Source organism: Mesorhizobium sp. WSM1343 (assembly GCF_055901535.1).
Genome location: NZ_CM148370.1, coordinates 3,184,260 through 3,209,787, shown reverse-complemented (window position 1 = coordinate 3,209,787; position 25,528 = coordinate 3,184,260). Strand labels below are relative to the sequence as shown.

The following is a 25,528-nucleotide window of genomic DNA, read 5'->3' as shown; positions in this document are numbered from 1 at the left end:
GGCCGTCGAGGAGAGTATACGCGTAACATGAAGCCCATCTACATCGACTACCTCAATGCCCTCGATATCGATGCCCTTGCCATGACCGATGGCGAAATCATCGCCGCCGTCGAGGCTGGCCTGGTGGCGCAAGGCAAGGGCCAGACGGTGATCGAACCGCGCGTCCATCTCGAGCCGGACCCGTCCTTCCACGGCCATTTCAACGTGTTGCGCGGCTACGTCGCGCCGCTCGACACGGCCGGCGTCAAGATCGTCGGCGACTATGTCGACAATTACCTGCATGGCCTGCCTTCCGAATTCGGCATCCTCAACCTGTTCGACCCGCGCACCGGCGCGCCGCGCGCCATCCTCGACGCCACCGTCATCACCGACATGCGAACCGGCGCCGTCACCGCCATCGGCGCCAGGCATCTGGCGCGCAGGAATTCCAAGGTGCTGGCCCATATCGGCGCGCGCGGCACCGCCTACTGGAATGTGCGCCTGCTCGACCATCTCTTCGACTTCGACGAGATTCGCGTCCATTCGCGCCGCCCGGAAAGCCGCGACGGTTTTGCCGCCGAACTCTCCGCCGATCTCGGCAAGACGGTCACAGCCGTGGCCGACTGGAAAAGCTGCATCGAGGGCGCCGACATCGTCGTCGAGGCCTCGCGGCTGCCGGAGCCGCAGCCGTTGCTGAAGACCGAATGGATCAAGCCCGGCGCGCTGGTCGTGCCCTATGGCACGATGAGCGCGGTGGAACTGTCGTTGACCGACATCATGCAGAAAATGGTCGTCGACGATTGGGGCCAGTGCAAGGGCGGCAAGTTCGGTTCGCTACGCGCCCATGTCGAGACCGGGCGGCTGAGCGAGAAGACGCTGCATGCCGAGCTCGGCCAGATCGCCGCCGGCCTGAAAGTTGGGCGCGAAAGCGACGACGAAACGATCCTGTTCTGGCATCGTGGCCTGTCGCTGTCTGATATCGCGTTGGGCAAGGCGATGCTGGCCAAGGCGCAGGCGCAAGGCATCGGTCAGAGGCTGCGCTTCGCATGAGCGCGCTCGTCCTCACCGGAACCGGCGTCGGCGTCGGCGATGTCGCTGCAGTCGCCCGCGATGGGCGCAAGGTGGAGATCGGACCCGATGTCATCGGCAGGCTTGAGAAGGCACGAAGAGTGCTCGACCAGGCTGCAGCGTCCGGCCAGCAGATCTATGGCCTGAACACCGGGCTCGGCGCCAATCTCGGCACTGCTGTAGAGGGCGATGCCGGAGCCTTCCAGCGCCAGTTGCTGGAGGGACGCAGCGGCGCCGTCGGCGAAGGATTGCCGGTCGATGCGGTGCGGGCAAGCATGGCCGCGCGTGCAGCGATGCTGTCGGTTGGCGGATCCGGCCTTTCGCCTTCCGTCTTCGTTGCTTTGGTCGACGCGCTCAATGCCGGCGTCCATCCCGTCATGCCGTCGCTCGGCTCGATCGGCGCCGGCGACCTGGTGCTGATGACGGCACTCGCCCGCATGCTCACCGGCGAAGGCGAAGCCGACTATCAGGGCCGTCGCATACCGGCGGCCAAGGCGCTGATGATGGCGCGCCTCGCCCCGATCAGCCTGGCGCCCAAGGACGGGCTATCGCTGATCAACGCATCGGCGGTTTCCGCCGGCAGCGGCGCACTTGCGGTGACGGATGCCCTCACTGCCCTGGCCCAGCAACAGCATGCCGGGGCTCTGACCATGGAAGGTTTTGGTGCCAACCGCACCATCCTCGACCCGCGCCTGCATATGGCGCGCCCGGCGGCCGGCCAGCAGGAAGCAGCCAAGGTGCTGCACAATCTGCTCGTCCGAGACGACGCGCCGGCACCGACCACCTTGCAGGACCCGCTGTCGATCCGCTGCATGTCGTCGGTCCATGGCGCACTGATCGAGGCGATCGGCCAGGCGAGACAGGCTGTCGAGATCGAGCTCAACGCCGCCGCCGACAACCCGCTGGTGCTGGGCGATGATGAACTGGTGCTGTCGACCGGCAATTTCCACACCGCCGCACTGGCGCTCGCCTTTGAGACGCTCGGCCTGGCGATCGCCCAATGTGCCGCGGCCAGTGCCGCGCGCTTCATCCAGCTCACCGGTTCGGGCCGCAATGGCCTGCCGAAATATCTGTCGCCGGTCGGCGGCGCCTCCGCCGGCTTCGTACCGCTACAGAAGACAGTGACCTCGATCCTGGCCGCCATCCGCCATAAGGCCAATCCGGTGATGCTCGACTTTCTGGCCGTGTCGGAGGGCGTCGAGGATCACGCCACGCAGACACCTCTGGCGGTTGCGAAATGCGCAGGGATGATCGCGCTGTGGCGGTGGCTGATCGCCTTCGAATTGATGGCCGCGGCACAGGCCGTCGACCTGCGTGACGGCTTCACACTGGCGCCGCGCACGGCCGCACTTCACGCGGTGATACGCGCTCTCGTCCCCATGCTGAAAGAGGACCGGCCGCTCGGTATCGACGCCGAAGCGCTCTACGCCGCGCTCGCCGGCGGAAATTGGCCGGCCTGACGCGGCTTCTCAGAAGACGACGGTCTTGTGGCCGTTAAGCATAACGCGGGCTTCGAGATGCAGCTTGACGGCGCGCGCCAGTACCCGGCTTTCTATGTCGCGCCCGACGGCGACGAAATCCTCGGCGCTCATCGCATGGGTGACGCGTTCGGTCTCCTGATCGATGATCGGGCCCTCGTCGAGGTCGGAGGTGACGTAATGCGCCGTCGCACCGATCAGCTTGACGCCGCGGTCGAAAGCCTGGTGGTACGGCTTGGCGCCCTTGAAGCTCGGCAGGAACGAATGGTGGATGTTGATCGCCCGTCCGAACAGCCGGTCCGACAGACCTTTTGAAAAGACCTGCATGTAGCGCGCCAGGATGACCAGTTCGGCCCCTGTCCGCTGCACCAGGTCCAGCAGCTTCTGTTCCTGTTCGGCCTTGTTCTCCTTGGTGGTCGGCCAATGGTGGTAGGGAATGCCCTCCAGCTCGGCGAAGCGGCGGGCATCCTCGTGGTTGGAGACGACGGCTGCAACCTCCGCGTTCAGCCAGCCGACCCTGATCTGGTACAGCAGATGGAGAAGCGCGTGGTCGAACTTGGAGACCATGACGATGATCTTCGGGCGGCGTCCCTGATCGACCAGCGCGGTCTTCATGCCGAAGCGATCGACGCTTGATTCCAGGGCCCGCTCCAGACTGTCCCCGGTCGAGCCTAACGGGCTGATGAAGGCGATCCGCATGAAAAAGCGATTGGTCTGCCGGTCCCAGAACTGGCTGCTTTCGGCGATGTTGGCGCCGTTCGCGGCAAGCTCCGCCGTGACGGCGGCGACGATCCCCGGCCGATCCTCGCAGGAAAGCGTGAGAATATGAACCGGCGCGGCCTCGTCCGTCGCATCATTGCCTTGAGATTTCACGCCCCGTCGACCCTCTTCATGAACAGGCTGAGTTCAGCCGGATCCATATGCACCACATGCCTGTCTTCGGGATAGGCGAGACTGTTCACGTCGGCAACATATTCCGAAAACGCGGCGATACGCTCGGCCTGCAAACGATCATATTCGGCGGCGAAATTGCGATAGACCTTGGAATGACGGGGCATGTGGCCACGGTTCTGGCCGAGAATGTCGTCGGCGAACAGATATTGCGCATCGCAACCGGTACCCGCTCCCATCGACAGCATGATCAGCGACGTCCGCTCCGAGATCGCCTTGGCCACCTCGACCGGCACCACCTCGATTTCGGCGCCGATGGCGCCGGCGGCCTCCAGCTGCTTCACCGCCGCGAAGATATCCATGGCGGTGTCGGCGGTCTTGCCGACCGCCTTGAAGCCGCCAGTCCAGGTCGCCCGTGACGGGATCAGCCCGACATGGCCGATCACCGGGATATTGTCATCGGCCATCCGCTTGATCGTGGCATAGCCGGCGCTGCAATAGACCGCGTCGGCGCCGGCCTTGTAGAGCCGGAAGGCCCAGCGCACGAAATCGTCCGCCGTGCCGATCTCGTAGAAATTGTCGCCCGGCATGGTGAACAGGCTGGGCGCCGCGTCGCGGTACTCAGGGTTGAGCACCAATTCGGGCGGCACCGAGACGATGTCGACCCCTGCGCGCTCCGCGGCCTCGGCCTCGTCCATCGTCAGCACACGCAGCATGGTCAGCTGTCGCTTGCCCTTCATGGCGCGCAAATCCGCCACCGTCGGTCTTTTTCGGCTCATCAAAAGGGTTCCCTCAGTTGCATTCGGCGGCAGGTCAGCCGATCTGGATCATCACTTTGCCAGCCTCGACCTTCACTGGATAGGTGGCGAGATTGACGCATACCGGTGCGCCTCGAGCCACGCCCGTCTTGTAGTTGAAGCGGCCATTGTGCTTGGGGCATTCGATGATGTCGTCCATCACCAGCCCATCGGCCAGATGCGCCTTCTCATGCGTGCAGTACCCGTCGGTTGCGAAGTACTCGTCATCGGGACTGCGATAGATGGCGAAGGTACGGCCGCCATGATCGAAGCGGATGACATCCTCTTCCTCGACATCGTCGACGCCACACGCTTCAACCCAGTCGGCCATCTGCTTCTCCCCTATTCCGCCGCAGCCGGAACGGTCAGTGCATGGAATTCGTCCCGATACGGCCGCGCCGTCGGCGGCAATTCACGTTTGAGGAAATAATCCTCGTACTGAAGCTGCTTCAGCAGCACCGGCCAGACCTCGCGATAGGCATGCCACATCGAAGGGTTCGGCTCGGGCAGATCGTGCTTGATCAATTCGTGCAGCCTCGGCAGCGCGTGATAGGGCACCATCGGGAACATGTGATGTTCGACATGATAGTTCATGTTCCAATAGATGAAGCGGCTGATCGGGTTCATGTAGACGGTGCGCGTATTCAGCCGGTGGTCGGTGACATTGTCGGCCAGGCCGATATGCTGCAGCAGGCCGGTCAGCACCATGTGCCAGCTGCCGTAGAGGCGCGGCAGGCCGATCAGCACCAGCGGCAGGAACGACCACAGATAAAGCGCCAGCCCGATCGCCGCGACATAGATGGCGACATGCCAGCGCGCGGCTGTGACCACCTTGTGAAGCTCCATCTCGGGAATAAAGCTTTTCTCGTCCGGCGAGATGCTGCCGAACGCATTGCGCACCAGCGTCGGCAGCGAATAGCGGAAATCGAGAACACCGGTGAAGGCGAGTGCGGCGCGCAGCAGGTCCGGCGGACGCATCACCGCGATCTCGGCGTCGCGGCCGACGATGATCGTGTCGGTGTGGTGGCGGGCATGGCTCCAGCGCCAGGTCACCGGATTGCGCATCAGCATGAAGCTGGCGATCTGGTAGACGGCATCGTTCATCCAGCGTGTGCGGAAGGCGGTGCCGTGGCCGCACTCGTGCCAGCGCGAGTCGCTGGACGAGCCGTAGAGCACGCCATAGACGAGCAGGAACGGCACCACCCACCACGTGCCCCAGAACCAGGCGATCCCGGCGGCGGAACCCAATATGGCAACGATCCAGATGATCGTGTCGCGGATCGCCGGGCCGTCCGAGCGCTGCATCAGCTCTTTCATCGCCTTGCGCGGCACATCGGTGTGATACCACTCGGCCGAGGCCAGCCCGGTCTCGATCGCGATGCGCGTGCTTTCCCCGACCAGGCTGTAGTCGCGCTTTTTCTCCGTCACATCGACCTCCGATTTCCGGCCCGCCAGCCGGAGCGTTCGTTTCGCCTCATGCCCTGTCCGCCAATCCCGGAAAATTTCCCGACGGCGCAGGATAATCCTGTTGCGGCTGCCTTGCGATCGACGCGATCTTCGTTTCGGCCTCGGCGATCGCGCCGGCGCCGTCGAGCACCCGGAACACCGCGTCGTAAGAACGGCTTTCACTATGCTCCAGCCAGATCATCTCGCCCCGCTCGCGCGCCGCGAGATTGCCCAAGACATGGTGTGTCGAGGGCTCTATGCCCAGCGCATACTGCCCCGCCTGAAAATTCTGCCATTGATAGGCGCAAGGCAGCTGGTCCTTGCGCGTCACCACTTCGAAGCCGAGCCCGAGCTGATCGTTGACCACTGCCACCGGCACCTCGCCATTGGCGCCCGCCGCCATCTCGTGCTGCCAGACCTGCTCGCTGAAACCCGATTGCGGCGCCGGCATCGTGCGGTAACCCACCTTCTGCGCCTGGTAGCGCTCGCCGGCATGGCCAGCCCAGACGACGTCGCGGATCGGCGCCAGATAGCGCGAACCCTCGTCGAGCAAGGGATGGCTGACATTGACGTGGTAGAAATACATGTGCGGCGTGCGATTGAAACCGTGGTTGACCACGCGATCCGACAGCCGGATCTCGTTGCCGCCGACATCGGCCTCGATACGCCGGATCAGATGCAGATCCTCGCCGAACACTGCCGATTGCTGCACGGTGCCTTCGGCCCACAGCACGCAGCGGTCGCCGTCCCAGGTCTCGCCATAACCGGTCAGCCGCGCCGGAATGGTGCCGACGCGGCCATGCAGCGAATGGATCACGGTCTTCCTGCCCGGGTAGTTGTAGCTATCGGCCGGCACTTCTTCCCGGCCCAATATGTGGTCGAGGCCGCAGGTGACAAGCAGCCCTGAAAAGGAGCGCACCCAGGCGAGCCCCCCTTCCCCCTCATAATCGTGCAGGCCGGGATGGCGAAAACCGCTCGGCGAATGCCAGCCGATCGCCTGTCCCTTGAAGTCGCAGTCAGCGATGTCGAGCGCCCGGTCGACCAGTGCCGTGAAGCGCAGGCCCGAGCCGGTGCGGAACTCCAGCATGCGGATGCCGCGTTCCACCCCGTCGCCAAGCGTCATCAGCCGCACGCCGGCAAATTGCGACAGCATGCCCGAACGTTCCGACACCTGCCGGCGCGAAAGCGTCTTGCCGTAAAGTTCTACCATGTGACGGCCAACTTCTTCACTTCGCTCTCGTCTCTTTCAGCAGCGCCGACATGTCGGCGCCGGTGATGATGCTTTCCACGGTCAGGAGATCGGTATCGGCAACCGTCTGCTCGGCGACGATCTCGCCGCGGCGCATGACGATGATGCGGTCGGCGACCTGGAACACGTGATGGATGTTGTGGGTGATCAAGAGCACGGAATGACCGGCGTCACGCACCTCCTTGACGAAGCGCAGCACGCCATGGGTTTCCTCGACACCGAGATTGTTGGTCGGTTCGTCGAGGATAATGACCTTGGCAGCGAACTGCATGGCGCGAGAAATCGCGATCGACTGCCGCTCGCCGCCCGATAACGTAGAGACCAGCGCATCGGCGTCGAGTTTTTTCGAGATGCCGACGCGCTTCAACAGCGCCGACGCCGCGTCTCGCAATTTGGCGAAATCGAGCGGCGCGAACACGCCCAGCCATTTCAGCTTGACCGGCTCGCGCCCAAGGAAAAGATTGCGCGCGATGCTGAGATCCGGCGCAAGAGACGTATCCTGGTGGATGGTCTCGATGCCGAGGTCCATCGCGTCGCGTGTCGAACGGATCGAAACCTTTTCACCGCGCACATAGATGTCGCCACGGTCGATCGGAAACACACCGGAAATCGCCTTGATCAGCGTCGATTTGCCGGCGCCGTTGTCGCCGAGCAGGGCCACCACCTCGCCTTCCTTGAGGGCAAAGGACGCATTCTTCAGTGCGCGGACGCTGCCGAAGGATTTTTGCAGATTCTGCAGCCGGAGAACTTCCATCGTCAGCCCCTTGCGGCGTTCTTCTGCAGCAAAGCGTGCAGGATGAGCATGGCGAGGATGATCAGGCCGACGAAGATGTTGTAGGCGAGGCCCGGCACGCCGATCAGCACAATGCCGTTGCGGATCGCGCGCAGCATCAGCGCACCGACGATGGTGCCGAGGATCGTGCCGCGTCCGCCGGTCAGCGCCGTGCCGCCGACCACCACCATGGCGATCACTTCGAGCTCGTAGCCGGTGCCGGCCACCGGTGAAGCGGCCGAAATGCGGAAGGCGCTGATCATGCCGGCCAGCCCCGCCAGAACCGAAGTCAGGATGAACAGCCACACCTTGACGGCGTCCGCCGGCACGCCACGCGCCACCGCCGCGTTGCGGTTCGAGCCGATGGCGCTGATCCAGTTGCCGAGCTTGGCATAGCGCAGCACGTAGATTGCCAGCAGCGAGAGACCGATGAACCACCACAGCGAGGTGTAGAACCGGAACGAGCCGACATTGAAGCTGCCGGCCAGCAGCGTCACGAAAAAACCCGGCTGGTCCCAGGATTTCAGCGGAAAGCCCTGCGTGATGTAGAGCGCTGCCCCACGCACCACGAGCAGCATCGACAGCGTGACCAGGAAGGACGAAATGCCGATCTTGGTGACGATCAGCCCGTTGATGGCGCCGATGGCGATGCACAGCAGAAGCCCGGCCAGAAGGGCGACACCTATATCCACGCCGCCGTTCTGCACCAGGAGCATGACGACGACCGGCGCCAGCCCGAACACGGCGCCGACCGACAGGTCGAACTCGCCCGCCGTCAACAGCAGCGTCATGCCGAGCGCGATGATGCCGAGCTCGGGCAGGAACGCCATCATGTTGGAGATGTTGAGCGGCGACAGGAAATTGGCATCGGCAATGGCGAACACCGCGAGCAGGACAATGAGGATGACGAGCGAGGAGAATTGCGGCGAGCGCATAAGGCTCGATCTGCGTTTCCCGACAGGCATTTCGTCTTCTGCGGCGATCATCATGACTGCTTCAACCATGCTTTGAAGAGACGCCCGCAGCTTACGCCGCGGGCACCGTTTTCACTTCGTGTCGTAGAGTTTCAGGATCGGTTCGACGCTCGAGGCGTCGTAGAGGCTGAACGTATGGATGTCGTAGCCGATCGGCTCACCCGAAGCGGCGAGCCCGAGCAGCGCCACCGGCATGAAGCCCTGCGCAGACGGGAACTGCCAGGCGGCCGCGTTGACGAAACCGGATTTGACGGCTTCCGCGGTTTCCTTGGAATTGCCCCAGCCGACGACCGGGATCTTGCCGGCCGGCACGCCGGCGCCGTCGAACACCCGCTTGACGCTGGCCGCGACGGAATCGCCAAGCGCGATGATCGCCGGCGGATTGTTGGCCACCATGTAGTCGGTCATCTTGGCAATGATGCCGGCCGGGTCGGTGCCGCAATCGACCACATCATATTTGATCCCCAACGGATCGAAGACGCTGGCGATGCCTTCGGTCTCCAGCTGCTGATAGCTGGCGCCGGGCACTTCCACCGGCAGGAACACCTTGTCGCCCTGCTTCACCATCTTGTGGTCGACAAGATACTTGGCCCAGATGACCCCCGCCTCCTTGAGATCGGCGCCGACATAAGCCTGCCGTCCGGTCGCCGGGTCGTCTGTGTTGAAGAACACGATCGGGATGCCGGCTGCCTTGGCCGCCTTCACCTCTTCCGTCCACAAGCCCGGCTGGGCCGACGTGGTGGCGATGCCGTCGGGCTTGGCCGCAAGCGCGGAATTGAAGGCCTCCTTCTGCGCCGCCATGTCGCCGCCGCTGAATGAGATCTTGCACGTCACCTTGAGCTGGTCGCAGGCTTTGGTGGCGCCGGCATTCCAGTCCAGCCAGAACGCATCCGACGGACCGCCATGCGACAGCAAGTAGAACGTCTTCTGGCCATCCTGCGCCATTGCCGGCGCGCTCAACGAGACGCCGGCGAGCAGCGTTACGGCAGCCGCCAGTTTCAATGCGAATTTCAACATTTTTCTCCTCCCTTGCTTTGGGCCGCGCCGCCGCAAATCGACGGCGCGCAGTGATCGTCACAGACCATTGGCGCGGAACTTCCCGTCGAGGAATTTCTTGGCGCGCGGCACGTCGTCTTCCGAGAGATGCTCGATGATCACCGGGATGTTCGGATGCTTTTCCGCCAGCCGCTGGAGATAGAGGTCGTAGTTCAGCGAACCGAGGCCCGGCGCCGGCAGCTCGATCTCACCGACGCCACGGAATGTATGGCTCTCCAGCGCGTCCTCGTCGCCGATATCGGCGTGCTTCTCGGACTTGTCGCCGCCCGAACGCTTGACGTCCTTGGCGTGAGCTATTCTGATCTTGTCGGTCAGCGTGTCGAACACCTGGTTCAGGATCTGGTCCATCCTGTCGATGTTATGCGTCTCGAAATAATTGGTCGGGTCCATCAGCAGACCGAGGCCGGGGTGATCGACCTGCGCGAACATCTTGACCGTCTCCTCGACCGAGCCGACGACGTTGTTGACATAGGTTTCGAGCAGGAAGACCGCGCCGTGGTCATAGGCCGTCTGGGCAAGGTCGGCGACCACCTTGCGGCATTCCTCGAACCCTTCCTCGGTCTTGTTCTTGGGGTGATGCACCCAGTCGGATTCGGTGTTGTAGGTGCCGGTTTCCGAGATCACATACGGACTGCCGAAATGGCGGGCGTTGCGGATGATCTCTTTGAGGTAGCCGACGCGCTTGTCGCGCTCGGCCTTGTCCGGGTGGATGATATTTGTGTAGCCGGAAATGCAGCACACCGGCAGGTGATGATCGCGGAAGACGTCGCGTACCTTCTTGGCCTTATCCTTGGTGATCTGCCCCGCCGACAGGTCGACGTCCTTGAAGTGGAGGTCGAGTTGCACCGTGTTGAAATCGAGCCCGCGGATCTTCTTCGCCGTCTCTTCGAGGCCGTACGGGAAATAGCCCGTGAAAATACCTGCCTGCATCATGGTATGAATTCCTCCCTGTAAGCGATTCAGTTGTTTGGTGTTTCAGCTGCGGTGATCATGTAGCGATTTCGGAAAGCTTGACCGTGCGGCCCTCGTCGATCGAGCGATAACCCGCCTCGACCAGCGCCATGGTCTTGACGTTGTCGGCGACCGACAGCGCCGGCGGCGTGCCGGTCTTCACCGCGTGCTGGAGCTGCTCCATCACACCGATAAAGGCATGCGGGAACCACATCGTGTCCCAGCTCGGGCTGACCCATTCGCCGCCGGTCGTCTCGGTCGAAGCGTAAGTCAGCGTCGAGGCAGCGCCCGTCGGCCAGCCGATGGTGCCCTTCGCGACCCCCTTGCTGCCGTCGACGCGCCAGTTGATGTGCTGGTCGTCCTTGTAGCCATCCTGGCGCGGACCGGACCAGACATCCTCCAGCGACACAGCGAGCACACCGGACGGAAAGCGCAGCGTCGACACCGTGATGCCGTCCGAGTGGTCGAATGTCGTGCGCGGGTCTTTGCGTGTCAGCGTGGTGATCTCGTCGGGATCGCCGAACAGGAAGCGCAGCACGTCGAGATGATGCACGCTCATATTGGCGAGCGTCAGCCGGTCATAATCCTCGAGAAAGCTCTGCCAGTGCGGGATGGCGTGCATGTCGATCTGGGCGAAGACGATGTCGCCCAGCGCGCCGCTGTCGATGATCTGCTTCAAGACGCGCATCGACTGGTCGTAGCGCATGTTCTGATTGACCGAGAGGATCTTGCCGGCCTTGGCCGCCTCGTCACGCAGCTTGACCGCTTCGTCGACCGACAAGGCCAACGGCTTCTGCGCCAGGATCGCCTTGATGTGCTTCTGCTTCAGCGCGTGACGGATCAGCGCCGGCTGCAGGTCGGGCGGGAAAGCAAGGTCGATGATCTCGACATTTTCGTCCTCGATCAGTTTTTCCGGTGTGTCGTGGACGGTCGGAATGCCCCAGCGCGTCGCCACCTTATCGGCGCTGGCCCTGGTGCGCGAGGCGATTGCCACCACCGGGAACCCGGCTTCCTTGTAGGCGGCGAGATGGCACTCGGCCATGATCATGCCTGCGCCGACACAGCCGATCTTGTATTCCTTCGTGCGGACCTTCACGTCCGGCTCGAAGCCTTTGCTTGCCATCTCTTCCTCCCGAAACTCTTTCCTTGCGGCGGCCGTCATCGTGCCAACGCCCCGCCGCTCTGTTCGAAATAATGCACTCTGGCCGGCTCGCAGGATATCGCCACCATGGCATCCGGCCGGATGTCGGGCTGGCCGCGCAGCAACGCCTTCAGTCGCGCCTGCCCGGCAGCGAGCGTCACCACGGTGTAGCCGCCAAGCGGCTCGACCTCGAACACTCGCGCCGGGCGGCCCGGGCCCCCATCCGCCCACGGTCTGACCTTGATGTCCTCCGGCCTCAGCCCGATCTCCACGGCGTCGGCGGGCGCTGTCTTGTCGTCGATGCGGATCGTGCCTTCAGCCGCTTCGACACCGCCATCGCCGCGCGCCGATCTGAGGATGTTCATCATCGGCGAACCAAGCAGCCTTGCCACATAGGTGCTGGCCGGGCGGTCGTAAATCTCTGCCGGCGTACCGATCTGCCTGATCTTGCCGTCCTCCAGGATGGCGATGCGGTCGGCGACCGACATCGCTTCTTCCTGGTCGTGCGTGACGTAGATCAGCGTCTTGCCGAGTTCGCGCTGGATGCGCTTCAGCTCGACGCGCGTTTCTTCGCGCAGCCTGGCGTCGAGCGCCGAGATCGGATCGTCCATCAGATAGGCATTGGGATCGCGCACCAGAGCCCGGGCGATCGCCACGCGCTGCCGCTCCCCGCCCGAAAGCTGTCCCGGCGGCTTGTGCAGGATAGGGCCGATATGCAGCTTCGCCGCGACGTCGGTGACCCGCCGCTCGATCTCGGCCTCGGCGACCCCGCGTTCGACCAGGGGAAAGCGGACATTTTCGAGCGCGCTCATATGCGGAAACAGCGCCAGGTTCTGGAACACCATCGCCACGTTGCGCTCGGCCGGCGACATCGCGTTGACCGGCCTGCCTCCGATCAGGATTTCGCCGGTGTCAGGTGTCTCCAACCCGAGCACCAGGCGCAGGATGGTCGACTTGCCCGACAGCGGCGGACCGAAGAAGCAGAAGAACTCATTGTCGTTGACGGTGAACGAGGCGTCGTCGACGGCGAGTGTATTGCCGTAGCGTTTGGTCACATTACGGAAGACGATATCGGCCATCTCAACCTGCCTTCATCGCAAGGCCGGTAGCGGCGTCGAAGACGCGCACCGACGACGTAGTAGGAGCGATGACAGCGGTGTCGCCGATAGCCAGCCCGACATCATTGTCGAACACCGTTTTCACAGCCGCCTCGCCCTGGCCGAGATGAACGATGGTGCGCGCACCGATCCGTTCGACAAAGGTCACCGGCATTGCGAGGCCCTGCCCATTCTGCACCAACGTCGCCTGTTCAGGCCGGAATCCGTAAAGCACCTCGCCGCGTGCACCACGCATGGCCGCTGCGAGTTCGCCCGGCAGCGGCGGCGTGACGCCCAACGGTCCGAGATCGACGACCAGTCCGCGGTCGCTCTCCGCCGGCCTGCCCTTGAGCAGGTTCATGCCCGGCGCACCGATAAAGCGGGCGACGAAGACATTGGCTGGATCGTTGTAGACCTCGAGCGGCGTGCCGACCTGCTGCAAAACCCCATGATCCATGACCGCGATGCGGTCGGCCATGGTCATCGCCTCGAGCTGATCGTGGGTGACATACACCATGGTCTGGCGGAACTGCCGCTGCAGCTGCTTCAGTTCGGTGCGCATGACGGCCCGGAAAGCGGCGTCGACATTGGAGAGCGGCTCGTCGAGCAGGAAGATCGCCGGCTCCATGATCGCCGAGCGGCCGATCGCCACCCGTTGCAATATGTTGACCGACAGCCTGTCGGCCTTGCGGTCGAGCAGCGGCGAAAGCTGCAGCATCTCGGCGATGGCGCCGACACGGCGATCGATCTCGGCTTTGGCAGCCCCTCGCATTTTTGGTCCATAGGCAAGGTTCTGGCGCACTGTCATATGCGTGAAGATGGCGTAGTTCTGGAACACGAAGCCGACGCCACGCCGGCCCATCGGCACGCCGGCCATGTCGCGCTCGCCAAACAGGATCTTGCCGCCGGTCGGTTCTTCCATGCCGGCGATCATGTTCATCGTCGTCGACTTGCCGCAGCCCGACGGGCCGAGCAGCGCCATGAACTCGCCATCTGATATTGCCAGGTCCATGGTCTTCAGCGCGGTGAAGTCGCCGAATTTCTTGACCAGGTTTTGCAGGTGGATGGCGCTCATGCCGGAACCTCGCGTGCACGCGCCATGCGCTTCATGGCAAACACCGCGACGATCGACAGCACGACCAAAATGGCCAGCGCGATCGCCGCCACATAGCCCCAGATCAGGTCCTGCGTGGTGAGCTTGTAGATGTAGACCGAGATGGTTTCGGTAGCGACGCCTGGACCGCCGCCGGTCATGATGTAGAGCGTGTCGAAGATCTTGAAGTTCTCGATCACCCGGATCGCCAACGCGATGATGATGATCGTCTTCATCTTCGGCAGCACGATGGTGACGAAGCGCTGCCACGGATTGGCGCCGAGCAGCGTCGCCGCCTTGATCTGGTCCTCCGGCACGCCGACCAGGCCGGCAAGCAGGATAAGGAACATCAGCGGCGTCCATTGCCAGATGTCGGCGACCATCACCGCAATCAGCGCCAGAGTCGGATCCGACAGCCAGGCGATGGTGACGGGAGATCCGGTGAGCGCCGACAAGATGTCGTTCACCGGGCCGCCCGACTGGAACAGCATGAAGAACATGTAGCCGGCCACGGCAGGCACCACCATCATCGGCATCAGCAGGATCGAATAGAAGACGCGCTTGCCCGGGAAATCGTCGGCAAACAGTGTCGCCAGCGCCAGCCCAAGCAGGAATTCCGCCGGCACGCAGACGATCATGACGATGGCCGTACGCTTCAGCGCGCTCCAGAAGCGCGCGTCGGCGGCGAGATCGGTGTAGTTGGCAAAGCTGTTCCACATCGACCAGGCGTTCCACCAGCCGGTGCCCGACAGGGGCGACCAGTCGGTGACGCTGATGTAGAGCTGCATCAACAGCGGGAAGGCCGAGATGAACAGCACCAGGATCTGCGCAGGCAATGTCAGCCGGAAACCCAGCCTTGCGCCCTCATCGCGCGAAACCGGCTTTGCTCCGACGGCTTTCACCTCATCCTTGGAAGTCATGACAGTCACCGCGCTCATTGCTTGAGCGCCCCGAACGTCAACCCGCGCACCAGATGGCGTTGGATGGCGATGCCCATGATGACCGGCGGCACGGCCGCGATCAGGCCAAGCGCCGCCTTGGCGCCATAGAGCTGCCCGGTCATCGAGGAGGATAGCGAGGCCATGTAGACCGGGATGGTCACCCATTCGCGCGTCGTCAGAAGCAGCGCGATCAGATAGTCCGACCAGTTGAGGATGAAGACGAAGAGCGCGGCACTGGCCAGCGGCGCGCGCATCATCGGCAGCGTGATGCGGGTGAAGACGCGCAACCGCGAACAGCCCTCGACAAGCGCCGCCTCCTCGATCTCGCGCGGCATGTCGTCGAAGAAGGTCTTCATCAGCCAGAAGGCGAACGGCAAGGTGACGATGCCGTAGATCAGCGCCAGGCCCCACCAGCTGTCGGTGAAGTTGAGGAAAGCCCACATGATCATCACCGGGATCATGACCGCCATCGGCGGAAAGATCCTGAGTTGGATCAGCGCCAGCGGCAGGTTCTGGCCGGAGCCGAAACGCGAGAGCCCATAAGCCGCGGCAGTGCCCGCCGACATGGCGATCACCGTGCCGAAAACCGCCGACAGCAGCGATGCGAGGATCGGCTTCAGCGCGGTACGGTCGAGCGCGACGATCAAATTGTTGGTCGACTCGCCGAAGACGAAACGAAAATTGCTGAGCGTCGGGTTCTTCGGCCACCAGGTCAGGTCGGCGCCGGTCGCCGACCATTCGGCGATCGGCTTGAACGCCATCGATACCATCCACAGGATCGGCACCAGCGTCACCGCCATGGCCGCGAAGATCGCGGCATAGCGGAATATCAGGAAAGGAACGGAACGCTTCATCTGGCGGCTTTGCTGGTGGCGTTGTGGGCGGAGGGGAAAAGCAAGCTCCTCCCCTCCTTCGATGTGATCCAGGGAGATGGATCAGACGATCGGGTCGAGAACTGTCGGCCAGGCCTCCTTGTTGGTCTTGATGGCTTCGAGCAGTTTGTCCTCGCCGGTGCGCCGCACGATCTTCTTCCACTCCGCCTCGGTATCGGCCATCGCCTGCTCGGATGTCTTGGCCTTGGTCAGCGCCGCCATGAGGTTCTCGTCGAGCGCATTGTGGAAGGCTGTCGCGCCGGGATAGTTGATGGTCGGCACGGTGCGCGCCACCGTCTCGCGCACGACGTCCATGTGGTAGGCATGATAGGTCTGGCGCACCAGCGGATCGGAGAAGTCCGAAAGCCGGAACGGGTCCAGATAACCGCCGGGATTGGCACTCATCCAGGCGTAGATACGGGCCGAGCCCAGCCATTGCAGCAGGAGATAGGCAACCTCCTGGTTCTTCGACTGCGACGAAACCATGCCGGTCAGCGAGAACCACAGCACGGAACGGCTGATCAGCTTGCCGTCGATCTCGCGGCCTGGCGGCAGCATCGAGCCGATCTTGCCGGTGACGGCCGAATCCTTGTTGCCGGCATTGTCGAGGAATTTCGGCAGGTTGGAGAAGGCGCAGGTCATCGCCGCACCACCCTTGGCGAAGTTGCCGTATTGCTCCGGCCAGCCCCACGAGATCGCATCCGGCGAATGATGTGCGAGCGAAGCGACATATTCGTTGGTGGCGGCGATGCCTTGCTCGGAATTGATCATCGGCTTGCCGTCATCGCCAAACAGGAATTGGTTGGGCGAAGCCATCGAGACATAGCGCTGGTACCAATTGGTATAGCCCCAACCCTGGTTGCGCAGGTCGGTCGAGCCGAACAGGCCCTTGTCCGGTCGCTGGAAGAAGGCGGCGATGTCGCCATGCTGCTTCCAGGTCTTCGGCGGCGCCAGATCGTAGCCGTATTTGTCCTTGAAGGCCTTCTTCTCGGCTTCGTCGCCGAACAAATCGGTGCGGTAGACCCAGGTCTGGAAGTCGCCGTCCAGCGACACGCCATAGTTGGAGCCGCGGTATTTGTTGAGCAGCGACACGCCCTTGGCGCCGTTGACATAGCCGCTGACGGGATCGTCCCATTCGGGCTTGTGCTGCGCGACAAAGTCATCGAGCTTGGCGATGCCGCCGGTTTCGGCGAGGTCGCCGAGGCGATTCCATTCGGTCGAATAGATGTCGTAGGCCCCACCCTTGGTAGAGATGTCCTGCATCGTCTTGGTGAATTCCTGGCCGTTCGGCAAACCGACGATTTCGATCGCGATGCCGGTTTCCTTTTCCCACAGCTCCTTGATCGACGGCGCACCGGCCGGGAACGGCTGCGTGAGCTGGCCGATCGAGCCGTCGGACAGGCCGAGCACGATCTTGGCGGGCGCCTTGCCGGCGCCCTTCAGCGCCTTGGCCGCCTCGATGGCGCGGCCTTCCGGCGTGTCGGCGCCATACTGGTAGCGCTCGGCTCCATCGAAGCCCGTCGGGCCGCCGATCATGCCTGGCGCCAGCGCGTCGGCCGCATAGGCGCGGCCGGGACGAATGAATTGGGGTGCGATACCAGCGGCGGCCATGATCACAGCCGCCTTTCCTCCGGATGCCAGCAGCCGGCGCCGCGAGATGCGGATCAAGTCAGACATTGAAACTCCTCCCTCAGGGCCACGTTTCCTCCACGGCCCTTATGAGGGATATTGACGGCAGCATGGCAAGGCTGTCAACATCATAAATAATCAAAACACCTCACAACATCGCAATAGGGCAAGGAAATGCACAAAAACGGGATCCATGCATCATGCCGGGTGCTTCAATTTGAGGGCACACGACCCTTCCCGGCCCTGCGCAGCCCTGCCGGACCATTTGATTTAGCGCGGCGGCTTGCGCATGGGCTAAGGGCGGATACATCATTTCCCATCAGAATCGCCGATGGCGGGGAAGCCGTCACCAGCCGATCTGACGCATGCAGGAGATGAAAGACGGTGCGTTCCACCCTGACTGACATAGCCCGGGAAGCCGGCGTCTCGGCCGCCACCGTCGACCGCGTGCTCAACAACCGACCCGGCGTGCGGGCGCGCACGCGCGAAATCGTGCTCGAAATGGCGCAGCGCCTCGGCTACATCGCCGAAGGCCCGAACGGCGCGCCGCCACGGCCTGCGCCCGGCGAGGTCATCCGGCTCGACTTCGCGCTGCCGGCCGGCACCAATTCCTTCATCAAGATGCTGCACCGGCACATCGAGGCACAGGCTCTGGCGCGGCCCGACCTCGATGTCCATATCGCCACCATCGAGGGCTTCAATCCTGACCGGCTCGCCCGCCTGCTGCAGGACCTGCGCGGACAGACGCAAGGCGTCGGCGTTATAGCGCTCGACCATCCGACGGTGCGCGAAGCGATCCGATCCCTGTCGGCCAACGATATCAAGGTGGTGACCATCGCCTCCGACATCCTGCATGTGCCCAGGGTCGCCTATATCGGCATCGACAACCGCGCCGCCGGGCGGCTGGCCGGCTATCTGCTCAACCGCTTCATGGGATCGGGGCATCCGGGCAAGGTGGCGCTGTTCGCCGGCTCGCTGTCCTATCGCGGCCACGAAGAACGCGAGATGGGGTTCCGCCACGTCCTGACCGAGGAATCACCCAACCTGCAGATCGTCGAGATGCGCGAAATGCTCGACGACCGCGAGAAGGCCTATTCGGAGGCATCGGCCCTGCTGGAGCGGCACCCCGACCTTGCCGCGATCTACAATGTCGGCGCCGGCAACACCGGCATCGCCCGCGCGCTCAAGGAGCACGGCCGCGCCCAGTCCATGGTCTTCCTCGGCCACGAGGTGACGGACGGCACCAAGGACCTTCTGCTCGACGGCACGCTCGACGCGGTCATCGACCAGAACCCGCGCGTCGAGGCCCGCGAAGCGCTCAACACTTTGACCCATGCGGTCCGCGGATTGCCCTATGAACTGCACCAGCCAAGGCTGCAGGTGATCTTCAAGGAGAACATCCCTGAGATTTGACGGACCAGACGAGCGGGGCAGCGCGGTAAAGCGCCCGCCCCGCTCGATGCTTCCAGTCTATTGGACGGCAGCGACTTCAGCCGCGGCGCCATCGACAAAGCTCTTGTCGACCCATTTGCCGTAGTCGATCGAGCCCTTCAGGAGCCCGGCGCTGGCCATGAATTTCTCCTCGCCCTGCAAGGCGGCGATCGCGTCGTCGGTGAGTTTCGGATCCTGGTGGAACACCCCGTCGGCATAGGTCTTGCGGACGGATTTTTCCGACGACTTGGTCGCCTCCACAAACGTCTTGATCGTCTCGTCCGGATGAGCGTCGGCCCAACGCGAAATCTCGATGTCGATCTTCAGCAGCCGCTTGACCAGATCGGGATATTTCGCCGCGAAGGCGCCGTTGACCGAGATGACGTTCGGCACGTTCCATTCCGGATGGGTGCTGGTGTCGAACAGCACCCGCGCCTCGCCGGTGTCGACCAGCTTGGCCGCCGTCGAATCCGTCTCGACAATGGCGTCGATATCGCCGCGCAGCAGCGCCGGGCCGGATGCCTCGAAAGGCAGGTTCAGACCTTCGACGTCATTGGTGGTCAGGCCGACGCTGTTCAGTGCCTTGCTGAAGTTCGAATGCCGTACCGTTCCGGTGAGATAGGCGACCTTCTTGCCCCTGAGATCCTGCAGCGTCTTCAACGGCGAGTCGGTTTTGACGACGATGTAGGAACCGCCGGCCTTCACGTAGCTCGACAGGCCGATCAGCTTGACGTCGGCGCCGGACGCAGCAACGCGCAGCGCCGGATTGTTGCCGGTATAGGTGAACTCGATGGCGCCGGTCGCCAATGCCGTCGTGGCTTCCGAGCCGCCGTTGAAGGTCACCAGTTCGACCTTGATGCCGTCCTTGGCGAATTCCTTGTCCCACCAGCCGTCCTTCTGGGCGAGGACGAATTTGAGGTGCCCCGGCGCCGTGCTGCCGATGCGGATGATGTCAGGCTTGTCCTGTGCGAAGGCAGGCATGCCACCGAGGCCGATGACGACGGCAATGGCGCCCTTCAGCAGCAGCCGGCGAATTGCGTCGAATGGAATGTTGGGCATGGGAAAATCCTTCCTGTTTGGAATGAATGGGGCCGCTTAAATGAGCGAGGTCTCGGACTGGCCCTTCCAGGCTGTTGCCCAGCGCTCGAACCAGACGAGCAGGTAATTGACGGTCAGGCCGATGACGGTGAGCGTCAGGATGCCGGCATACATGTCGGCCGTTTCCATCATCAGCTGCGAATTCTGGATGAGGAAACCGAGGCCGGATTTGGCCGCCAGCATCTCGGCGCCGATGACCGCGAACAGCGAGGATTTCACCGCCAGCCGAGCGCCGGCGACGATCGAGGGAATGCTGGCCGGCAGGATGACTTTCCGGAACAGGTCGAAGTCGGACGTGCCCATCGAGCGCGCCGCCTTGATGAGCAGCGGATCGACCGACTTGACGCCGCTGATCGTGTTGACGAGGAGAAAGAAAACCGAGGAGTAGAAGGTGATCGCGACCTTCGATTCCTCGCCGATGCCGAGCAGCAGGATGAACACCGGCAGAAGCGCGAATTGCGAGGTGTTGCGCAGCGTCTGCACCAAAAGGTCGGAAACCTTCTCGAACAGCGAATAGCGCCCCATCAAGAGACCGAGCGGGATGGCGACCACTACGCCGAGTGCGAAGCCGATCGCAGCGCGCTGCAGGCTTATGCCGATATGCTCGATCAGCACGCCCGAGGCGAGCAGCGCCCACCAGGCGACCAGCACCTCGCTCAGCGGCGGAAAGAAGATCCGGTTCAGCCAGCCGAGCCGGGGCGCGATCTCCCACAGCAGGAAGAACAGGCCGAGCAGCGGCAAGCCATAGAGGAATGTGCCGCGGCTCGCTTTCTTGCTCCGGATCTTGGCGTTGGCCTTGATGGCGGGGACCCTGGCGGCGGCTACCGTTTCGCCAGCGCCGGCAAACAGGTGGAGCGCTCCAGCGGAGCCAAACTTCTCGGTCAGATAGGCCATGGGTCCAGTTCCTCAGTGACTGAAGGCTGGCGACAGAGTCCAGTCCTTCTGCGCCTTGTTGACCTCGTCGCGCAGCACGTCCCAGACGCGAGCGCGATATAGATTGAATTCGGCGCTGGCGCGGATGTCGCCGTCGCGCGGCCGTGGCAGGTCGATATCGATGATCTCCTTCACCGCGCCCGGCCGCGCCGTCATCACCACCACCCGGTCGGCGAGGAAGATCGCCTCGTCGATCGAGTGGGTGACGAAAATGACAGTCGTGTTGATCTTGCCCCAGATCCGCAGCAGCTCGCCTTGCAGAAGCTCGCGCGTCTGCTGGTCGAGCGCCGCGAACGGCTCATCCATCAGCAACACTTCCGGGTTGCTGGCCAGCGCACGCGCGATCGCCACACGCTGCTGCATGCCGCCGGACAGCTGGTTGGGAAAACGGTCCTCGAAGCCCGCAAGGCCGAACAGCGACAACAGATGGTGGGCCGTCGCCGTGCGCTCAGCCTTGGCCACGCCGCGCACTTCCAGCGCATATTCGATGTTGGCGAGCGCCGTGCGCCAGGGAAACAGCGCATATTGCTGGAAGACATAGCCGGTCTTCGGGTCGGGCCTGGTGATGCGCCGGCCATCGAGCTTGACGTCGCCGCCGGTCGCCTGCGTCAGCCCGCCAATGATGTCGAGCAGCACCGACTTGCCCGAGCCGCTGGGGCCGACCAGCGTGATGAACTCGCCCTTGCGGATCGAGAGGTCAACGCCATCGAGCACGGTGACGCGGTCGGTCGCCTCGCCATCGACGGTGACGAACTGCCCCGGCTTGAGCTGGAAGGTCTTGCTGATGTCGCTGACGACGATACGGTCCATATCTGTCTCCGATCGGTTCACTGCGCCACGCGAATGCGGTGCGTCGGGTCGAATTCCGAGCCGCCGGCCTTGCCGCGCTTCCAGCCGAGCGCGCGGGCATAGGAGCCAAACAGCTGTCGGGCGTCGGCCTGAGCTTCCGTGATGCCCGTCGGCCCTTCGGCGAACTCGGCCACATAGAGCGCGTCGGTCGGGCAGTAGATCTCGCACAGGAAGCAGGTCTGGCAGTCCTCCTGGCGGGCGATCACCGGCACGCCGCTCTCGGTCGCGTCGAAGACGTTGGCCGGGCACACCTTGACGCAGATGTCGCATTCGACGCAGCGCGTGGCCGAGACGATCTCGATCATGACGCCAGCTCCGCCAGCCGCTCAGGCGCGCCTGCGATGCGGAACGCATCCACACCGGTGATGACCAGCCGGTGCGCGAAGGCCGGGCTCTTGCCCGGCAAATCGGTGCGGCGATGCATACCGCGGCTCTCGGTGCGGTGCAGCGCTGCGGCCACGGACCAGCGCCCGGCGGCGGCGATCGAAGCTGCCTCTCGGGTACGGACCCTATCCAGCCCGTCGCCTTGCAGATGGTCGCGCACGTCGCGCCAGACACTCTCCAACCGCTCGCCGCTTTTCTCCAGGCCTTCGCCGGTGCGGAAGAAATTCTTGTCGAGCGGCGTCACCTCACTGCGCACCGCCTCGATGACTTCGCCTGCCGAGATGTCGACGCGCGGCGATGATGCAGGACGTAATCCAGCCTGGCCAAGCGACTGCACCTCAGTGCGGAATGCCTTGCCGGTCCGGCGCTTGGCATGGGTCGAAGCGCCCTTGCCCGCCCACCAGCCGCTGGCCAGCGCCCAGGACGAATTGACGGCGCCGCCGCCCGACACCGCACCGGTCATGATCTCGCGGCTGGCCGCGTCGCCGGCGACATAGAGGCCGGGTACGCCGGTGGCGCAATCGTCGGAGACGATGTCTATGCCGCCCGTGCCGCGCACCGTGCCTTCGGCGCGCAGGGTGATGCGGAACAGCTCGCTGAAAGGGTCGATGCCGGCGCGGTCATAGGGCACGAAGCAATTCGGCTGGCCCTGGAGCAGCCAGCCCTGCAGCGCTGGTTCGGCCTGATCGAGCCGCGCGTAGACCGGGCCGTCGATCAGCGCGCGCGCCACTTCCTCCTCGCGGTCGCCGATGCCGTTGCGCAACGGCTCGCCGGTCGGCCCGACGATCGGTGAGCCATCTTCGCGATGGAACGACGCCCAGCGGAACGGCAGCCCCTTGTTCAACGAGGAGCCGTAGGGCGCCAGCGTGTATTTGCCGGTGAACTCCATGCCCGACAGGCTGGCGCCGGCCTCCGCCGCCATCAGATAGCCGTCGCCGGTCAGCCCGGTCGCGCCGAGGATGCGCTCGCGGAAAGCGCAGCCACCGGTCGCCAGCACCACCGCGTTGGCGTCGACGCGCCAATCCTGGCCGATCTGCCTGGCGACACCGGCGGCGCCGACGATGGCATCGCCGTCCGACAAAAGTTCGAGCGCGGGATGATGGTCGAGGACGGTGACGCCGGCCAAAAGCACGCGGCGGCGCATGAAGCGCATGTAGTCCGGGCCGCGCAGATTGGCGATGTAGAGCCGGCCGTCATCCTCGCTCGGGAAGGGATAGCCCCATTCGGAGAGCCTGAGCAGGTTGCGGTAGGCGGTGTCAACGCAGCGCAGCATCCAGCGCGGGTCGGCGAGTTCGCCGGTGCGCTGCCAGCGTCGCTCGACCACGGCATGCCTGTTGTCGCCCGGCGGCACGCACCAGGTGCCGGTGTTGGACGGCGCGGTGGCGCCGCTGGTGCCGAGATAGCCCTTGTCGGCCAGCACCACCTTGGCGCCGGCCTCGGCCGCGGCGACTGCTGCCCAAGCTGCCGACGGACCGCCGCCCAGCACCAGCACGTCGGCCTGGAGCAGCAAGCTGTCGGAAGCGGATTTTTGCGGCCTGGGCATGGAGACCTGGCGAATAAAGTCGAAGCAGGCGCTAGGCCGCGCGGGCCGCGCTGGAAGACACCACCGGCTCGTTGCCCGCGCTCCACTTGATGTTGCAGCCGATCGACGGCGCCTGGCTGGCAGTGGGCCTGCCGCCCTCCAGCACCGTATCGACCGCCGCGCGCAGATCGGCACCCGTCACCGGCTTGCCGTTGCCCGGCCGCGCATCGTCGAACTGGCCGTGATAGGCGAGCCGCCGGTCAGTGCCGAACAGGAAGAAGTCGGGCGTGCAAGCCGCGCCATAGGCTTTCGCCGTCTGCTGCGACGCATCCTTGAGATAGGGGAAGGAATAGCCGAATTTTTCGGCCTCCTCGCCGATATGGGCGAGCCTCTCCTCCGGATGCGCCTCGTGGTCATTGGCGTTGATCGCCACCACCTGCAGCCCCTTGCCCGCATAATCCCTGGCGAAAGCGGCAAGCTGCTCGCGGATCAGCACGACGAACGGGCAGCGGTTGGAGATGAAAGCGACGAGCAAGGCCGGCTTGGCGTCGAAATCGGCAAGGCGGTGCAGCACACCTTGTGCGTCGGGCAGCAGGAAGTCGGCGGCCCTGGTGCCGAGGTCGACCGGATTGGACTCTGTTTTCGGCATCGATGCGCTCCCTTGTGCAACCATTTTCACAGGCCAAGATGCGAGCGCTCCGAGCGTTCGCAGTTAGTCTATGAATTTAGTATAATTATAAGCTGGAGGGCGCATTCACGGTCAACCGCGCGGCTTAGAATATCGTGCCAATGTTTCAGGCCGAGCCGCCAAGTTTGTTCGGGCGGAAGCCGATCCGGAGAAATCCGGACGGACAGCATTTATGAAGCGCAACGGGGTTCGGTGACGAAATTGTACTGCCCAGCCGAACCGTCTTGCGATTTTCGCGACGTCATTCCCCTTCCGGATAGAGCGCTTTCGCCAGGTCGCGGATCGCATCCGATGTGCGCGGGCCGAAGCCGATCATGTAGGCGCCGTCGAGCACGACCAGCGCCTTGTTGGCTGCCGCCGGCGTTGCCGCCAGCGCGCGGTTGCCGAACACCAGCTCGGCCGACGGCCCGCCCTTGCCGTCGCCCATCATCAGGATGACGTCAGGCGCCATCTCGATCAGTTTTTCCTCCGACGCCGCCTTGTAGCCCTGTACGATGTCCATAGGGTTGAGGCCGCCGGCATAGCGGATGATGGCGTCGGCAGAAGTACCCGCGCCGGCAGCGCTCAGACGTACCAGGCCATGGAAGAACACCACCTTCTTGCGCCGCTCCGGCGGAATTTGCGACGCCAGATCCGCGGCAGCCTGAAAGGCGGTGAGCACCTCGGCGGAAACCGCCTTGCCCTTGTCCTCGAGCCCAAGGCTGGCGGCGATCAACGTGATCTTGTGCTCGATGCCTTGCGGGCTGTTGTCCTGCGGGACCAAGACGATCGGGATTGCCAGCGACTTCAGCACCTCGACCGCTTCAGGAGGCCCGCTGTCTTCTGCGGCCAGGATCAGGTCGGGACGCAGGCTGGCCAGCCCCTCGACCGAAAGCTGGCGGCGGTAGCCGACATTGGGTTTTTGCGCGACTTCAGGCGGATATTTGCTGCCGCGATCGATAGCGACGATTCGCCCGCCGGCGCCCAGCGCGTGGACGATCTCGGTGACGTCGGAACCGAGCGTCACGATCCGGGTCGCCGCGCCCGGCACGACGGTTCGCCCCAGCGCATCGACAACGGTCTCGGCGGCCAGCGCCTTGAAGCCGCAGGAAGGCACCAGCACCGACAGTGCCAGAAGCAGCACCGCCGCGATCCTGCCCGGTTGCGACCAGTGGATCGTCTTGCCTTCGCCTAAACTGCCGACCATGCC

At 63.9% G+C, this 25,528-nt stretch carries 25 protein-coding genes; 3 read left to right on the top strand and 22 right to left on the bottom strand.

Annotated features, from left to right (window positions below; genetic code table 11):
- The first annotated feature begins 27 nt into the window (after positions 1-27).
- Positions 28-1,029, top strand: a complete 1,002-nt coding sequence (locus AC0NIL_RS15625; protein ID WP_027160708.1) for an ornithine cyclodeaminase family protein — start codon at positions 28-30, stop codon at positions 1,027-1,029.
- On the top strand, positions 1,026-2,507 hold the full coding sequence (locus tag AC0NIL_RS15620) for an HAL/PAL/TAL family ammonia-lyase (protein ID WP_275952677.1): 1,482 nt from the start codon (positions 1,026-1,028) through the stop codon (positions 2,505-2,507). Before AC0NIL_RS15625 ends, AC0NIL_RS15620 begins: the two co-directional genes overlap by 4 nt.
- 9 nt (positions 2,508-2,516) lie before the next feature.
- Here the strand turns inward: AC0NIL_RS15620 and purU are convergent, their stop codons facing one another.
- The 15 genes from purU to AC0NIL_RS15545 form a co-directional block, all read right to left on the bottom strand.
- Entirely contained in the window at positions 2,517-3,398 is an 882-nt protein-coding gene (gene purU / locus AC0NIL_RS15615) for a formyltetrahydrofolate deformylase (RefSeq protein ID WP_050596166.1), read from the bottom strand.
- The gene (locus AC0NIL_RS15610) at positions 3,395-4,195 is read right to left on the bottom strand and encodes a 3-methyl-2-oxobutanoate hydroxymethyltransferase (RefSeq protein WP_127366970.1); all 801 of its coding nucleotides are present in this window, start codon (positions 4,193-4,195) and stop codon (positions 3,395-3,397) included. The genes purU and AC0NIL_RS15610 overlap by 4 nt, the downstream gene beginning before the upstream one ends.
- A 34-nt stretch (positions 4,196-4,229) precedes the next feature.
- Entirely contained in the window at positions 4,230-4,544 is a 315-nt protein-coding gene (locus AC0NIL_RS15605) for a MocE family 2Fe-2S type ferredoxin (RefSeq protein ID WP_013530832.1), read from the bottom strand.
- Between the two features lie 11 nt (positions 4,545-4,555).
- A complete protein-coding gene (locus tag AC0NIL_RS15600; RefSeq protein WP_224675537.1) occupies positions 4,556-5,641 on the bottom strand; it encodes a fatty acid desaturase family protein in 1,086 nt (361 codons plus the stop codon).
- Positions 5,642-5,687: 46 nt separating this feature from the next.
- Complete coding sequence (locus AC0NIL_RS15595; RefSeq protein WP_275952676.1) at positions 5,688-6,869, bottom strand: aldose 1-epimerase family protein; 1,182 nt, start codon at positions 6,867-6,869, stop codon at positions 5,688-5,690.
- Positions 6,870-6,885: 16 nt separating this feature from the next.
- Positions 6,886-7,668 (bottom strand): ATP-binding cassette domain-containing protein, encoded by a 783-nt coding sequence (locus AC0NIL_RS15590; protein WP_024501560.1) that lies wholly within the window; start codon positions 7,666-7,668, stop codon positions 6,886-6,888.
- Positions 7,665-8,684: an ABC transporter permease gene (locus tag AC0NIL_RS15585; protein ID WP_198032074.1), complete on the bottom strand. Its 1,020-nt coding sequence runs from the start codon at positions 8,682-8,684 to the stop codon at positions 7,665-7,667. Before AC0NIL_RS15585 ends, AC0NIL_RS15590 begins: the two co-directional genes overlap by 4 nt.
- A 42-nt stretch (positions 8,685-8,726) precedes the next feature.
- A complete protein-coding gene (locus AC0NIL_RS15580) occupies positions 8,727-9,671 on the bottom strand; it encodes a sugar ABC transporter substrate-binding protein (RefSeq protein ID WP_024501562.1) in 945 nt (314 codons plus the stop codon).
- Between the two features lie 57 nt (positions 9,672-9,728).
- Positions 9,729-10,643 carry a sugar phosphate isomerase/epimerase family protein gene (locus tag AC0NIL_RS15575; protein WP_013530826.1) on the bottom strand — a complete coding sequence of 305 codons (915 nt, stop codon included), beginning with the start codon at positions 10,641-10,643 and terminating at the stop codon, positions 9,729-9,731.
- 55 nt (positions 10,644-10,698) lie between these two features.
- The gene (locus AC0NIL_RS15570; RefSeq protein WP_275952675.1) at positions 10,699-11,784 is read right to left on the bottom strand and encodes a Gfo/Idh/MocA family protein; all 1,086 of its coding nucleotides are present in this window, start codon (positions 11,782-11,784) and stop codon (positions 10,699-10,701) included.
- A 35-nt stretch (positions 11,785-11,819) separates the two neighbouring features.
- Entirely contained in the window at positions 11,820-12,881 is a 1,062-nt protein-coding gene (locus tag AC0NIL_RS15565) for an ABC transporter ATP-binding protein (protein ID WP_275952674.1), read from the bottom strand.
- Position 12,882: 1 nt separating this feature from the next.
- Positions 12,883-13,974, bottom strand: coding sequence for an ABC transporter ATP-binding protein (locus AC0NIL_RS15560; RefSeq protein ID WP_063168540.1), 1,092 nt, complete (start codon positions 13,972-13,974; stop codon positions 12,883-12,885).
- Positions 13,971-14,930, bottom strand: coding sequence for a carbohydrate ABC transporter permease (locus tag AC0NIL_RS15555; RefSeq protein ID WP_013530822.1), 960 nt, complete (start codon positions 14,928-14,930; stop codon positions 13,971-13,973). Before AC0NIL_RS15555 ends, AC0NIL_RS15560 begins: the two co-directional genes overlap by 4 nt.
- On the bottom strand, positions 14,927-15,787 hold the full coding sequence (locus AC0NIL_RS15550) for a carbohydrate ABC transporter permease (RefSeq protein WP_024501565.1): 861 nt from the start codon (positions 15,785-15,787) through the stop codon (positions 14,927-14,929). Before AC0NIL_RS15550 ends, AC0NIL_RS15555 begins: the two co-directional genes overlap by 4 nt.
- 81 nt (positions 15,788-15,868) lie before the next feature.
- Positions 15,869-17,482, bottom strand: a complete 1,614-nt coding sequence (locus AC0NIL_RS15545; RefSeq protein WP_063168542.1) for an extracellular solute-binding protein — start codon at positions 17,480-17,482, stop codon at positions 15,869-15,871.
- A gap of 336 nt (positions 17,483-17,818) precedes the next feature.
- On the opposite strand from AC0NIL_RS15545, the gene AC0NIL_RS15540 reads away from it, so the two are divergent.
- On the top strand, positions 17,819-18,847 hold the full coding sequence (locus AC0NIL_RS15540) for a LacI family DNA-binding transcriptional regulator (RefSeq protein WP_013530819.1): 1,029 nt from the start codon (positions 17,819-17,821) through the stop codon (positions 18,845-18,847).
- 57 nt (positions 18,848-18,904) lie between these two features.
- Here AC0NIL_RS15540 and AC0NIL_RS15535 read toward each other — a convergent pair whose 3' ends face one another.
- From AC0NIL_RS15535 to AC0NIL_RS15505, 7 genes are all read right to left on the bottom strand, one after another.
- Positions 18,905-19,924, bottom strand: coding sequence for an aliphatic sulfonate ABC transporter substrate-binding protein (locus AC0NIL_RS15535; protein ID WP_127384738.1), 1,020 nt, complete (start codon positions 19,922-19,924; stop codon positions 18,905-18,907).
- Positions 19,925-19,960: 36 nt separating this feature from the next.
- Positions 19,961-20,857 carry an ABC transporter permease gene (locus tag AC0NIL_RS15530; RefSeq protein WP_024501569.1) on the bottom strand — a complete coding sequence of 299 codons (897 nt, stop codon included), beginning with the start codon at positions 20,855-20,857 and terminating at the stop codon, positions 19,961-19,963.
- 12 nt (positions 20,858-20,869) lie between these two features.
- Positions 20,870-21,706 (bottom strand): ABC transporter ATP-binding protein, encoded by an 837-nt coding sequence (locus AC0NIL_RS15525; protein ID WP_275952673.1) that lies wholly within the window; start codon positions 21,704-21,706, stop codon positions 20,870-20,872.
- 17 nt (positions 21,707-21,723) lie between these two features.
- Positions 21,724-22,050, bottom strand: a complete 327-nt coding sequence (locus AC0NIL_RS15520) for a 4Fe-4S dicluster domain-containing protein (RefSeq protein WP_013530816.1) — start codon at positions 22,048-22,050, stop codon at positions 21,724-21,726.
- The gene (locus tag AC0NIL_RS15515) at positions 22,047-23,672 is read right to left on the bottom strand and encodes an FAD-binding protein (protein WP_473572085.1); all 1,626 of its coding nucleotides are present in this window, start codon (positions 23,670-23,672) and stop codon (positions 22,047-22,049) included. Before AC0NIL_RS15515 ends, AC0NIL_RS15520 begins: the two co-directional genes overlap by 4 nt.
- A 31-nt stretch (positions 23,673-23,703) precedes the next feature.
- On the bottom strand, positions 23,704-24,300 hold the full coding sequence (locus AC0NIL_RS15510; protein ID WP_473572087.1) for a thioredoxin family protein: 597 nt from the start codon (positions 24,298-24,300) through the stop codon (positions 23,704-23,706).
- 280 nt (positions 24,301-24,580) lie between these two features.
- Entirely contained in the window at positions 24,581-25,525 is a 945-nt protein-coding gene (locus AC0NIL_RS15505; RefSeq protein WP_024501573.1) for a heme/hemin ABC transporter substrate-binding protein, read from the bottom strand.
- Positions 25,526-25,528: the final 3 nt, after the last annotated feature.

Bases quoted from the DNA above. Each gene is read 5' to 3' on its own strand.
- AC0NIL_RS15555 (WP_013530822.1), bottom strand. From the start codon at position 14,930: ATGAGCGCGGTGACTGTCATGACTTCCAAGGATGAGGTGAAAGCCGTC.
- AC0NIL_RS15570 (WP_275952675.1), bottom strand. From the start codon at position 11,784: ATGGCAAGCAAAGGCTTCGAGCCGGACGTGAAGGTCCGCACGAAGGAA.
- AC0NIL_RS15525 (WP_275952673.1), bottom strand. From the start codon at position 21,706: ATGGACCGTATCGTCGTCAGCGACATCAGCAAGACCTTCCAGCTCAAG.
- AC0NIL_RS15620 (WP_275952677.1), top strand. From the start codon at position 1,026: ATGAGCGCGCTCGTCCTCACCGGAACCGGCGTCGGCGTCGGCGATGTC.
- AC0NIL_RS15535 (WP_127384738.1), bottom strand. From the start codon at position 19,924: ATGCCCAACATTCCATTCGACGCAATTCGCCGGCTGCTGCTGAAGGGC.
- AC0NIL_RS15610 (WP_127366970.1), bottom strand. From the start codon at position 4,195: ATGAGCCGAAAAAGACCGACGGTGGCGGATTTGCGCGCCATGAAGGGC.
- AC0NIL_RS15625 (WP_027160708.1), top strand. From the start codon at position 28: ATGAAGCCCATCTACATCGACTACCTCAATGCCCTCGATATCGATGCC.
- AC0NIL_RS15545 (WP_063168542.1), bottom strand. From the start codon at position 17,482: ATGTCTGACTTGATCCGCATCTCGCGGCGCCGGCTGCTGGCATCCGGA.
- AC0NIL_RS15605 (WP_013530832.1), bottom strand. From the start codon at position 4,544: ATGGCCGACTGGGTTGAAGCGTGTGGCGTCGACGATGTCGAGGAAGAG.
- AC0NIL_RS15505 (WP_024501573.1), bottom strand. From the start codon at position 25,525: ATGGTCGGCAGTTTAGGCGAAGGCAAGACGATCCACTGGTCGCAACCG.
- AC0NIL_RS15575 (WP_013530826.1), bottom strand. From the start codon at position 10,643: ATGATGCAGGCAGGTATTTTCACGGGCTATTTCCCGTACGGCCTCGAA.
- AC0NIL_RS15550 (WP_024501565.1), bottom strand. From the start codon at position 15,787: ATGAAGCGTTCCGTTCCTTTCCTGATATTCCGCTATGCCGCGATCTTC.
- AC0NIL_RS15595 (WP_275952676.1), bottom strand. From the start codon at position 6,869: ATGGTAGAACTTTACGGCAAGACGCTTTCGCGCCGGCAGGTGTCGGAA.
- AC0NIL_RS15580 (WP_024501562.1), bottom strand. From the start codon at position 9,671: ATGTTGAAATTCGCATTGAAACTGGCGGCTGCCGTAACGCTGCTCGCC.
- AC0NIL_RS15565 (WP_275952674.1), bottom strand. From the start codon at position 12,881: ATGGCCGATATCGTCTTCCGTAATGTGACCAAACGCTACGGCAATACA.
- AC0NIL_RS15585 (WP_198032074.1), bottom strand. From the start codon at position 8,684: ATGGTTGAAGCAGTCATGATGATCGCCGCAGAAGACGAAATGCCTGTC.
- AC0NIL_RS15560 (WP_063168540.1), bottom strand. From the start codon at position 13,974: ATGAGCGCCATCCACCTGCAAAACCTGGTCAAGAAATTCGGCGACTTC.
- AC0NIL_RS15520 (WP_013530816.1), bottom strand. From the start codon at position 22,050: ATGATCGAGATCGTCTCGGCCACGCGCTGCGTCGAATGCGACATCTGC.
- AC0NIL_RS15510 (WP_473572087.1), bottom strand. From the start codon at position 24,300: ATGCCGAAAACAGAGTCCAATCCGGTCGACCTCGGCACCAGGGCCGCC.
- AC0NIL_RS15515 (WP_473572085.1), bottom strand. From the start codon at position 23,672: ATGCCCAGGCCGCAAAAATCCGCTTCCGACAGCTTGCTGCTCCAGGCC.
- AC0NIL_RS15530 (WP_024501569.1), bottom strand. From the start codon at position 20,857: ATGGCCTATCTGACCGAGAAGTTTGGCTCCGCTGGAGCGCTCCACCTG.